This is a genomic window from Mycobacterium sp. E1715, from assembly GCF_001667625.1.
Taxonomy (GTDB): domain Bacteria; phylum Actinomycetota; class Actinomycetes; order Mycobacteriales; family Mycobacteriaceae; genus Mycobacterium.
Genome location: NZ_LZJJ01000131.1, coordinates 1 through 10,120, shown reverse-complemented (window position 1 = coordinate 10,120; position 10,120 = coordinate 1). Strand labels below are relative to the sequence as shown.

13 protein-coding genes and 1 pseudogene are annotated in these 10,120 nt (G+C 69.0%); 8 read left to right on the top strand and 6 right to left on the bottom strand.

Annotated features, from left to right (window positions below; all coding sequences use genetic code 11):
• Both A9X03_RS07210 and A9X03_RS07205 read left to right on the top strand, forming a co-directional pair.
• On the top strand, positions 1 to 610 hold a 610-nt coding region (locus A9X03_RS07210; RefSeq protein ID WP_068260375.1), incomplete at its 5' end, for a hypothetical protein.
• Between the two features lie 43 nt (positions 611 to 653).
• Entirely contained in the window at positions 654 to 1,661 is a 1,008-nt protein-coding gene (locus tag A9X03_RS07205; protein ID WP_067754035.1) for a VWA domain-containing protein, read from the top strand.
• A gap of 63 nt (positions 1,662 to 1,724) precedes the next feature.
• Here the strand turns inward: A9X03_RS07205 and A9X03_RS07200 are convergent, their stop codons facing one another.
• Positions 1,725 to 2,564 (bottom strand): type IV toxin-antitoxin system AbiEi family antitoxin, encoded by an 840-nt coding sequence (locus tag A9X03_RS07200; protein ID WP_068260372.1) that lies wholly within the window; start codon positions 2,562 to 2,564, stop codon positions 1,725 to 1,727.
• 164 nt (positions 2,565 to 2,728) lie between these two features.
• Between A9X03_RS07200 and fabG1 the strand changes: the two genes are divergently transcribed.
• Genes fabG1 through A9X03_RS07185 form a run of 3 tightly spaced genes read left to right on the top strand, consistent with a single transcriptional unit; the run spans position 2,729 to position 5,357 of the window.
• Positions 2,729 to 3,496: a 3-oxoacyl-ACP reductase FabG1 gene (fabG1, locus tag A9X03_RS07195; protein ID WP_067754029.1), complete on the top strand. Its 768-nt coding sequence runs from the start codon at positions 2,729 to 2,731 to the stop codon at positions 3,494 to 3,496.
• Positions 3,497 to 3,530: 34 nt separating this feature from the next.
• Entirely contained in the window at positions 3,531 to 4,340 is an 810-nt protein-coding gene (gene inhA / locus A9X03_RS07190; RefSeq protein WP_068260369.1) for an NADH-dependent enoyl-ACP reductase InhA, read from the top strand.
• A 6-nt stretch (positions 4,341 to 4,346) separates the two neighbouring features.
• The gene (locus A9X03_RS07185; protein ID WP_067780159.1) at positions 4,347 to 5,357 is read left to right on the top strand and encodes a ferrochelatase; all 1,011 of its coding nucleotides are present in this window, start codon (positions 4,347 to 4,349) and stop codon (positions 5,355 to 5,357) included.
• On the opposite strand, the gene A9X03_RS07180 is transcribed toward A9X03_RS07185, so the two are convergent.
• On the bottom strand, positions 5,354 to 6,280 hold the full coding sequence (locus A9X03_RS07180) for a hypothetical protein (RefSeq protein WP_067780162.1): 927 nt from the start codon (positions 6,278 to 6,280) through the stop codon (positions 5,354 to 5,356). The two genes, A9X03_RS07185 and A9X03_RS07180, sit on opposite strands and share 4 nt — an antisense overlap.
• Before the next feature lie 57 nt (positions 6,281 to 6,337).
• Here A9X03_RS07180 and A9X03_RS07175 point away from each other — a divergent pair, with 57 nt between their 5' ends.
• Genes A9X03_RS07175 through A9X03_RS07165 form a run of 3 tightly spaced genes read left to right on the top strand, consistent with a single transcriptional unit; the run spans position 6,338 to position 8,323 of the window.
• Entirely contained in the window at positions 6,338 to 6,775 is a 438-nt protein-coding gene (locus A9X03_RS07175; RefSeq protein WP_067754020.1) for an NfeD family protein, read from the top strand.
• Positions 6,776 to 6,811: 36 nt separating this feature from the next.
• A complete protein-coding gene (locus tag A9X03_RS07170; RefSeq protein ID WP_067754017.1) occupies positions 6,812 to 7,957 on the top strand; it encodes an SPFH domain-containing protein in 1,146 nt (381 codons plus the stop codon).
• Between the two features lie 9 nt (positions 7,958 to 7,966).
• Positions 7,967 to 8,323, top strand: a complete 357-nt coding sequence (locus A9X03_RS07165; RefSeq protein ID WP_067754014.1) for a DoxX family protein — start codon at positions 7,967 to 7,969, stop codon at positions 8,321 to 8,323.
• Here the strand turns inward: A9X03_RS07165 and A9X03_RS07160 are convergent.
• The 4 genes and pseudogenes from A9X03_RS07160 to A9X03_RS07145 form a co-directional block, all read right to left on the bottom strand.
• Positions 8,320 to 8,736, bottom strand: coding sequence for a nitroreductase family deazaflavin-dependent oxidoreductase (locus A9X03_RS07160; protein WP_082950416.1), 417 nt, complete (start codon positions 8,734 to 8,736; stop codon positions 8,320 to 8,322). The genes A9X03_RS07165 and A9X03_RS07160 overlap by 4 nt on opposite strands.
• A 53-nt stretch (positions 8,737 to 8,789) precedes the next feature.
• Entirely contained in the window at positions 8,790 to 9,062 is a 273-nt protein-coding gene (locus A9X03_RS07155; RefSeq protein ID WP_067754008.1) for a hypothetical protein, read from the bottom strand.
• A gap of 99 nt (positions 9,063 to 9,161) precedes the next feature.
• Positions 9,162 to 9,536, bottom strand: a complete 375-nt coding sequence (locus tag A9X03_RS07150) for a hypothetical protein (RefSeq protein ID WP_068016912.1) — start codon at positions 9,534 to 9,536, stop codon at positions 9,162 to 9,164.
• 314 nt (positions 9,537 to 9,850) lie between these two features.
• Positions 9,851 to 10,099 (bottom strand): annotated as a pseudogene (locus tag A9X03_RS07145) (response regulator transcription factor); the annotation flags it as partial.
• Positions 10,100 to 10,120: the final 21 nt, after the last annotated feature.

Here is a 10,120-nt window from a genome sequence, read left to right as displayed (position 1 = left end):
CGAGAAGCGCGACCTGGCCGTGGCGGCAGCTGCCGCGATCACGTTCCTCAACAGCGGCGGCGGCAACCGGCTCGGGGCGCTGATCTCCAACGGCCAGACCACGACTCGGGTTCCGGCGCGCTCCGGGCGGCAGCACGAACAGACGCTGCTGCGCACCATCGCCACCACCCCGAGGGCGCCGGTCGGCGTGCGCGGGGATCTGGCGACGACCATCGACGCGCTGCGCCGTCCGGAACGCCGCCGCGGCATGGCGGTGATCATCAGCGACTTCCTGGGGCCGATCAACTGGATGCGCCCGCTGCGGGCGATCGCGGCCCGCCACGAGGTGCTGGCCGTCGAGGTGCTCGACCCCCGCGACGTCGAGCTGCCCGACATCGGTGACGTCGTGCTGCAGGACGCCGAATCCGGGGTCACCCGCGAGTTCACCATCGATCCCCAGCTGCGCGACGATTTTGCCAAGGCTGCCGCCGCGCACCGCGCCGAGGTGGCGCGCACCGTGCGCAGCTGCGGGGCGCCGATACTGACCCTGCGCACCGACCGCGATTGGATCGCCGACATCGTCCGCTTCGTCGAGTCCCGCCGGCGCGGGGCGATGGCGGGACGGCAGTGACGGGCACTTTGACCGAGGCGCACAGACACACCAAGACGGTTTTATGACACTGCCATTGCTCGGGCCGATATCGCTGTCCGGCTTCGCACACTCCTGGTTCTTCCTGTTCCTGTTGGTCGTGTTCGGGCTGGCCGCGATGTACATCCTCATGCAGCTGGCGCGGCAGCGAAGGATGCTGCGCTTCGCCAACATGGAGCTGCTGGAAAGCGTTGCGCCCCAACGTCCTTCGCGCTGGCGGCACGTGCCGGCGATCCTGCTGGTGGCGTCGCTGGTGCTGTTCACCATCGCGATGGCGGGGCCGACCAACGACGTCCGCATTCCCCGCAACCGGGCGGTGGTGATGCTGGTGATCGACGTGTCGCAGTCGATGCGCGCCACCGATGTGCAGCCCAACCGGATGGCGGCCGCGCAGGAGGCGGCCAAGCAGTTCGCCGACGAGCTGACCCCGGGCATCAACCTGGGGCTGATCGAGTACGCGGGCACAGCCACCGTGCTGGTGTCGCCGACGACCAACCGCGACGCGACGAAGAACGCGCTGGACAAGTTGCAGTTCGCCGACCGCACCGCCACCGGGGAGGGCATCTTCACCGCGTTGCAGGCGATCGCGACGGTCGGCGCGGTGATCGGCGGCGGCGACAAGCCGCCACCGGCGCGCATCGTGCTGTTCTCCGACGGCAAGGAGACGATGCCGACCAATCCGGACAACCCGAAGGGCGCCTTCACCGCCGCCCGCACCGCCAAGGACCAGGGCGTGCCCATCTCGACGATCTCGTTCGGCACCCCGTACGGCTTCGTCGAGATCAACGACCAGCGCCAGCCCGTTCCCGTCGACGACACGACGATGAAGAAGGTCGCCGAGCTCTCCGGCGGCAGTTGGTACAACGCCGCGAGCCTGGCGGAGCTGAAGGCGGTCTACGCGACGCTGCAGCAGCAGATCGGCTACGAGACCATCAAGGGCGACGCCAGCGTGGGCTGGGTTCGGCTCGGGGCGCTGGTGTTGGCGCTCGCCGCGCTCGCCGCCCTCCTCATCAACCGCCGCCTGCCGACGTAATTAGGGTTCCAGCCCGCGAGCGTAAGCTGGCTGCGATTGCCGGCCCGGATTTTCGCAGTGTGGTTACATTCGCGAAGCGCGCGCCTCGCTGACCCGGCGGATTATTTCGTCGCGGTGATGTTCGGCGATGACTCTGACGACAATCCACCCGTGACGCTCGAGCATCTCCAGCCGGCGGACGTCCTTGACGTATTGATAGCGACTCGAGCGATGCTGATCGCCGTCATACTCGACAGCGACCTTGATGTCGTCCCAGCCCATGTCCAAATACGCCACGACGCAGCCCCATTCGTTGAGCACAGGGATCTGTGTCTGCGGAGCCGGAAACCCGGCCACGATCAACAGCAGCCGCAACCAGGTCTCCTTGGGCGATTGCGCCCCACCGTCGACGAGTCCGAGGGCGAGGCGAGCAGCTTTCATTCCCCGGCGCCCCCGATACCGCTCGAGTAGGGGCTCGACGTCGGCCATCTTCAGGTCGGTCGCCTGCACGAGGGCATCGATGGCGGCGACCGCGGTTTCCTTCGGATGGCGCTTCGCCAGGTCAAGGGCCGTACGGGCCGGCGTAGTGACACGCATCCCGTCGACGACCGTGATCTCGTCGGCTCCGACGCGCTCTTCCCAGACCCGCACTCCCGCGGCCCGTCGGCGGTTGCAATCGATGATCTCGGCAGGTCGCGCCGGGTCGATCCAGCGAGCACCATGGAGCGCGGCGGCCGAGAAGCCTGCCAGGATGCCTCGTCGCCGCGATCGCAGCCAGGACGCCTTGGCGCGCAACACAGCGGTCAATTCCGTATCTCTGGGCATGTAGACGTCCCGGTGCAGCGCAATGTACCGAGTTCGGAGCTCATGGCGAGTCACCAGCCGCGCGGCGCGGGCTTCACTGCCCACGAAAGGATCCGTCATGGCGAAAGTGTGCTGAGTCACACCGACAAGTCGAGGCGGTCGTAACGTGGTGGCGGATTTTCGTTCGATATCTCGCCACAGCGTTACGACCGCGGCCTGGTAGGAGGGACATTTCAGCCCGGGGCGATTTCGGGGCGACCACGGCAAGGCGCTAGGTTGGCGGGGTGACTGACACGGCCACCGAGAACACCACCGAAAGTGCCGCCACCGGCGGCAAACCCGCATTCGTATCCCGCTCAGTCCTGGTTACGGGCGGAAACCGGGGCATCGGACTGGCAATCGCGCAGCGGCTGGCCGCCGATGGCCACAAGGTGGCCGTCACCCACCGCGGATCCGGGGCGCCCGAGGGGTTGTTCGGCGTGGTGTGTGACGTGACCGACAACGAGGCCGTCGACCGGGCGTTCAAAGAGGTCGAGGAGCACCAGGGTCCCGTCGAGGTGCTGGTATCCAATGCCGGCATCTCCAAAGACGCCTTCCTGATCCGGATGACCGAGGAGCGCTTCACCGAGGTCATCAACGCGAACCTCACCGGGGCGTTCCGGGTGGCCCAGCGGGCGTCGCGGAGCATGCAGCGCAAGCGGTTCGGCCGCATCATCTTCATCGGATCGGTGTCGGGCATGTGGGGCATCGGAAACCAGGCCAACTACGCGGCCGCCAAGGCCGGCCTGATCGGCATGGCGCGCTCGATTTCCCGCGAGCTGTCCAAGGCCGGGGTGACCGCCAACGTGGTCGCCCCCGGCTACATCGACACCGAGATGACCCGCGCGCTCGACGAGCGGATCCAGGCGGGCGCACTGGAATTCATCCCGGCCAAGCGGGTCGGCACCGCCGAGGACGTCGCGGGGGCGGTCAGCTTCCTGGCGTCCGAGGATGCGGGCTACATCGCCGGCGCGGTCATCCCGGTTGACGGCGGCATGGGCATGGGCCACTGAATTCGGCCCCGACACATCGACATTAAGGACGGACATGGCAGGACTGCTCGAGGGCAAACGGGTTCTGGTCAGCGGGATCATCACCGACTCGTCGATCGCGTTTCACATCGCCAAGGTCGCCCAGGAGGCGGGGGCGCAGTTGGTGCTCACCGGGTTCGACCGGCTGCGGCTGATCCAGCGCATCGCGGACCGGTTGCCGGAGAAGGCCCCGCTGATCGAACTCGACGTGCAGAACGAGAAGCACCTGGACACGCTCGCCGAGCGGGTCACCGCCGAGATCGGTGAGGGCAACAAGCTCGACGGCGTGGTGCACTCGATCGGCTTCATGCCGCAGACCGGGATGGGCATCAACCCGTTCTTCGACGCGCCCTACGAGGACGTCGCCAAAGGCATCCACATCTCCGCGTACTCGTATGCCTCCCTGGCCAAGGCGCTGCTGCCGATCATGAACCCCGGCGGGTCCATCGTCGGCATGGACTTCGACCCGAGCCGGGCCATGCCGGCCTACAACTGGATGACGGTGGCCAAGAGCGCGCTCGAATCGGTCAACCGGTTCGTGGCCCGCGAGGCCGGCAAGTTCGGTGTTCGCTCGAATCTGGTTGCGGCGGGGCCGATCCGGACCCTGGCGATGTCCGCCATCGTCGGCGGTGCGCTCGGCGAGGAGGCCGGCGCCCAGATGCAGCTACTGGAAGAGGGCTGGGACCAGCGGGCGCCGATCGGCTGGAACATGAAGGACCCCACGCCCGTGGCGAAGACGGTGTGCGCCCTGCTTTCGGACTGGCTGCCGGCCACCACCGGCACCATCATCTTCGCCGACGGCGGCGCCAGCACCCAACTGCTTTAATCGCCAATGGAATTCGACGCCGTCCTGCTGCTGTCCTTCGGCGGGCCGGAGGGCCCCGAGCAGGTACGGCCGTTCCTGGAAAACGTCACCCGCGGCCGCAACGTGCCGCCCGAACGCCTCGACGACGTCGCCCAGCACTACCTGCATTTCGGCGGGGTGTCACCGATCAACGGCATCAACCGCGCCCTGATCGGCGAGCTGCGGGCGGAACTGGACCTGCCCATTTACTTCGGCAACCGCAACTGGGAACCTTACGTCGAAGACACCGTTGCGGCCATGCGGGACAACGGGGTTCGCCGTGCCGCGGTGTTCACCACGTCGGCGTGGAGCGGTTACTCCAGCTGCACGCAGTACACCGAGGACATCGCCCGGGCGCGGCAGGCCGCCGGGCCGGACGCGCCCGAGCTGGTCAAGCTGCGCCCGTACTTCGACCACCCGCTGTTCGTCGAGATGTTCGCCGGCACCGTCGGGGCCGCCGCGCGGACGGTGCCCGAGGGCGCCCGCCTGGTGTTCACCGCGCATTCGGTGCCGGTGGCCGCCGACCAGCGCCTCGGCCCCAGGCTCTACAGTCGCCAAGTCGACTACGCCGCAAGGCTGGTCGCCGCCGCGGCCGGCTACGCCGACTTCGATCTCGCGTGGCAATCGCGGTCCGGGCCGCCGCAGGTGCCGTGGCTGGAGCCCAGCGTCGAGGACCATCTCGCGGCGCTGGCCGCCTCGGGCACGACGGCCGTCGTCGTCTGCCCGATCGGGTTCGTCGCCGACCACATCGAGGTGGTGTGGGATCTCGACGAGGAATTGCGATCCCAGGCCGAGGCGGCGGGTCTGGCGTTCGCCCGGGCCGCCACACCCAACGCAGATCGCCGATTCGCCCGGCTCGCAGCCGATTTGATCGACGAGCTGCGCACCGGCCGCGCCCCCACCAGGGTGACCGGCCCCGACCCGGTGCCCGGTTGTCTCGCCAGCGTCGACGGCGCGCCGTGCCGTCCGCCGCACTGCGCCGCGGCCGAAGCCGGCTAGTCAGCCCACGCGGAGTGCAGGATCGCGGTGACGGCGGCCATTCGCGCCGACCGCACGACGGCGGTCAACGGCCGCAGCGCGTCACTGGCGATGCGTGCCTCCGAAGACGATTGCGTGCCGAACGGTTCCGGAACGGCGACCACCGGCGCGGTGAACCGATCCGGCGAGTCGGGGGAGCGGCTCAGTCCGGCGCTGACCGCGATGATGGCGTCGACGTGGGCGGCGTTCTCCAGCACCCGCAACGCGCGGGACGGCGCATGGTCGGGAATCCGGTGTTGCCGTGCGGATTCCAGCAACTGCTCGACGAGTCCGCGCGGATCCTCGACGTCGGCCGCGGCCGATCCGAGGCCGATCGCGCCGAGCGCGTCGGCGGCCGATCGGACCGCGGACCGCAGCGTGTATTCGGCGTCCCCGAGCTCGTGGTGGTCGAGCACCGGCGCACCGGGCAGCGAGTACACGGTCCAGGACAGCGCGCACAATTCCGGGAAGTCCGCCGCGTCTTCGTCGTAGGAGAACTCGGGGACCAGCCCGACGGCGGTGGCGGAATCGTTGGGATTGGCGACGATGATCGCTTCGCCGGCGGCCAGGGCGTCGCGCTCGAACTGCGTCCCCGGGGCAAGCCCGCGCACATCGCCGGGCACGGGCAAAAGCACATTGATGGTTCCGAGCAGCCGCCCCGCGCCGTCCGCGGAGGGTGTCGATCGGCCGACCGCGGCGCGCAGCGTCTGCAGCAGCGTCACCGTCCCGGCGTCGTTCACATCCGGCCACGGCAGCCCGGTGTGGCCGGCGGCGACCGCATCATACGCGGTGACCGATTGCTTTGGAGCCCATACCGATAACGCGTCCAACACGTCGTCGGGCGCGGCCTTGCCCGCGAGCCAGGCATTGGCCCACAGGGACAGCGAGACACTGGGACACCACACGATTCCGCAGTGTAGTTGTTTTGCCCGGCAAAGGCGGATCACGCGTATTCTGACCGCATGCACGCTGCGGTGCTTTGGCTAATATTCGCGCTGGTGCTTGCCGGTGCGGAGGCGCTCACCGGCCATATGTTTTTGGTGATGCTCGGCGGCGGGGCGCTGGCGGCGGCAATCACAAGTTGGCTGACGGACTGGCCCGGCTGGGCGAACGGCACGGTGTTCCTCATCGTCTCCGTCCTGCTGTTGGTGCTGGTGCGCCCTGCGCTGCGGCGGCGGCTGACACCGGCGCACGCGCCGCGGCTGGGTATCGAGGCGCTGGAGGGCAAGAAGGCGCTGGTGCTCGAGCGGATCGGCCGCGACGAGGGTCAGGTGAAGCTCGACGGCGAGGTGTGGACGGCGCGTCCGCTCAACGAGGGCGATGTCTACGAACCGGGGGAGTCGGTGACCGTCCTGCAGATCGATGGCGCCACGGCGGTCGTCTTCAGGAGCAATCCATAACGGATGCGAGAGACGCTGTGAGAGAGAGGAACTCCCGTGCAAGGTGCGGTTGCTGGTTTGGTGTTGTTAGCCGTCCTGGTGATATTCGCCATAATCGTGGTGGCCAAGTCGGTCGCCCTGATACCGCAGGCCGAGGCCGCGGTGATCGAGCGGCTGGGGCGATATAGCCGGACGGTCAGCGGTCAGCTGACGCTGTTGGTCCCGTTCATCGACCGGGTGCGCGCCCGGGTGGACCTGCGTGAGCGGGTGGTGTCGTTCCCGCCGCAGCCGGTCATCACCGAGGACAACCTGACGCTGAACATCGACACCGTGGTCTACTTCCAGGTCACCGTCCCGCAGGCCGCCGTCTACGAGATCAGCAACTACATCGTCGGCGTCGAGCAGCTCACCACCACCACCCTGCGCAACGTGGTCGGCGGGATGACGCTCGAGCAGACGCTTACCTCCCGCGACATGATCAACGGCCAGCTGCGCGGCGTCCTCGACGAGGCGACCGGCCGCTGGGGCCTGCGGGTCGCGCGGGTCGAGCTGCGCAGCATCGACCCGCCGCCGTCGATCCAGGCCTCGATGGAAAAGCAGATGAAGGCCGACCGTGAGAAGCGGGCGATGATCCTGACCGCCGAAGGGAACCGGCAGGCCGCGATCACACAGGCCGAGGGCGCCAAGCAGGCGCAGATCCTGGCGGCTGAGGGCGCCAAACAGGCCGCGATCCTGGCCGCCGAGGCCGACCGGCAGTCCCGGATGCTGCGGGCCCAGGGTGAGCGCGCCGCGGCTTACCTGCGGGCGCAGGGGCAGGCCAAGGCCATCGAGAAGACCTTCGCCGCGATCAAGGCCGGCAGGCCCACCCCGGAGATGCTGGCCTACCAGTACCTGCAGACGCTGCCGGAGATGGCGCGCGGTGACGCCAACAAGGTCTGGGTGGTGCCCAGCGACTTCAGCGCGGCGTTGCAGGGATTCACCAAACTCCTGGGTACCCCCGGCGAGGACGGCGTGTTCAGATTCCAGCCGTCACCGGTCGAGGACGCACCCAAGCACAGCGCCGACGATGACGCCGACGTCGCCGACTGGTTCTCCACCGAAACCGATCCCGCGATCGCGCAGGCGGTGGCCAAGGCCGAGGCGAGCGCCCGCCAGCCGGTGGATGGCACTATGCCGGGGGCACCGCCGCAATTGACCCAATAGGATTGCTCCATGAGCGTTTTCACGTCGCCGAAGACGTACGTCGCGCTAGGCGCGTTCCATGCAGTCGACGCGGTGTTGTGCGGCGTCCAGGTGGCCCCGATCAAAAAGGTTCTGGATGACGTCGGGCTGCCGGAAAACGTTCGGCCCGTGCTGCCGGTGGTGAAGGCGGCCGCCGCGGTGGGCCTGCTGTCGGTCACCCGTTTCCCCGCGCTGGCGAGGCTGACCACCGCGATGTTGACGCTCTATTTCGTCTTGGCGCTCGGCGCGCACATCCGGGTCCGGGACAAGGTCGCCAACGCGCTTCCGGCGGCGGCGTTCCTGGTGACCTTCGCCGTGATGACGGCGAAGGGTCCCGACCGCGCCTAGTCGAGGCGCAGCTCGACCAACGGCAGCGGGGCGCCGGTGTCGGTGATCGACGCGCCGAGCGTGTCCTCCAGCACGGGCCGCATCCGCTCCCACGCTTTCGGGTGACGGCTGCGGTAGGCGGCCAGGGCGCGGTCCACCTCGTCCTGGGCCATCACGCGTGCCGTGGCTCGTCTTGGGGCACGACTGCCGGTGTAGACCCGCACCCGCGGATTGGCTTCAATGTTGCGGAACCACTGCGCTTTTCGGCCGAAGCCGGAGGCCACCACGTAGGAGCCCGGGGCGGGGTGGTCGACGACTTCGAGGACGGCGTAGCGCCGCGCGCCCGAGGTGCGACCGGTGTGTTCGAGCATCAGCATGCGGGAGCCGAACAGCGCGCCCGCGCGGGCCTTGAAGAGCCAGATCGGCGCGCGCACCAGTCGGTGCGACCGAAGCAGGCGTCCGGCGAGCTCGGAAAGTGAGGGCACCGCTACGCGTGGGGCGCCGGCGGCAACGGCGGCGCGGGGACGACGGCCGGCGCGGACGTCGGCAATGGCGGTGAGGTGTAGATGCACCCGCCTCCGCCCGCCGACTGTGACGACAGCGGCGGCGGGTATGGCGGCGGGGGAAGCTGAACCCGGACCGTCCACACCAACCCGGTGATCGCGAGGGTGGCGAGGACGCCGAGTACCAGGCCGGCCAGCCCGGCGACGATGGCGACGCCGGCGGGAAAGCGGCGGGTTCCGATGCTGTCCGAGGTCATGCGGCTCCCCACGGTCGTCGGATGTCGGTGACTTCAGACGCTACTGGCGAGACGGCTGCCGCCGCCACGATTCGCCGGATCGCGACGGCGGCAGGCCGGTCAGCTGTGCGGGGCAGCGGAGGGCGGCGGCGGTGGCGGGAAGGCCTCGCCCGGCGGCGGGACCAAGCCTCGCGGCGGCCCGGGCGGCGCGGGTGGCGGCGCGAACCCGAAACCCCCGGGCATGGGCCCACCCATCGGCGGCGGCGGTGGACCCTGATGCAGTCCCATCATCGGCGGCGGACCCGGCAGCGGCGGCGGACCGGGCGGGCCCGCGCTGATGATCCAGGCGAAGGCGATGGCCGCGATGGTGCCGACCGCGCCGATCAGCGCGCCCGCCACCCCGGCGCCGACCACGACACCGGTGGCGTAGCGGCGGGGTTCACGTGGTTGCCGGGGCGGCGGCGGATTGGTGTCGATCTCCTCGTTTGTGGTCATGGCTTCGGACGGTAGGGGCCGCATCTGAAGTGGACCTGAAGAAACTGCGGTCCCGTCCGTCACTCCTGTCACCAGCGAAGGGCAGCGGCGTTGTGCCCGCCTCGCAGCGACAAACGCGAAATGGCCCTGCCGGGGGCGGATTGTCGCTCAGAGGCGGGCACCTGGTCACATCCCGGCGTTCCTGATAAATCTGGGACTGCCGGGACGGAAGGGGCGCCACGGCGGCTTCAGGTTGGTTTCAGCACCGGCGCCCACAATGGAGTCATGACGAACTGCCCGCGCCCGGCCGCCGGCCACTTCAGCGTCGGCACGCCGCGGATGACGTCGATCAGGTCGAATCCATCGCGTCCCGGCAGCATGACGTCGAGCACCACCAGGTCCGGCCGCAGCCCGTCGAGCACCTCCTCCAAACCGTCACCGTCACAACGACCCGCGGTGTGATAGCCGATGTCGGTCAGCGCTTCGCTGACCATCTCCCGGATCGTCTCCGAGTCCTCGACCACCAGAATCCGCGGCGTGCCGACGCTGAAGTGGCCGGCGGCCGGGCGCGGGCAGTTCGTCATGACTCCATTGTGGGCGCCGGT

Bases quoted from the DNA above. Each gene is read 5' to 3' on its own strand.
- inhA (WP_068260369.1), top strand. From the start codon at position 3,531: ATGGCAGGACTGCTCGAGGGCAAACGGGTTCTGGTCAGCGGGATCATC.
- A9X03_RS07155 (WP_067754008.1), bottom strand. From the start codon at position 9,062: ATGACCTCGGACAGCATCGGAACCCGCCGCTTTCCCGCCGGCGTCGCC.
- A9X03_RS07150 (WP_068016912.1), bottom strand. From the start codon at position 9,536: ATGACCACAAACGAGGAGATCGACACCAATCCGCCGCCGCCCCGGCAA.
- A9X03_RS07200 (WP_068260372.1), bottom strand. From the start codon at position 2,564: ATGACGGATCCTTTCGTGGGCAGTGAAGCCCGCGCCGCGCGGCTGGTG.
- A9X03_RS07165 (WP_067754014.1), top strand. From the start codon at position 7,967: ATGAGCGTTTTCACGTCGCCGAAGACGTACGTCGCGCTAGGCGCGTTC.
- A9X03_RS07205 (WP_067754035.1), top strand. From the start codon at position 654: ATGACACTGCCATTGCTCGGGCCGATATCGCTGTCCGGCTTCGCACAC.
- A9X03_RS07175 (WP_067754020.1), top strand. From the start codon at position 6,338: ATGCACGCTGCGGTGCTTTGGCTAATATTCGCGCTGGTGCTTGCCGGT.
- A9X03_RS07185 (WP_067780159.1), top strand. From the start codon at position 4,347: ATGGAATTCGACGCCGTCCTGCTGCTGTCCTTCGGCGGGCCGGAGGGC.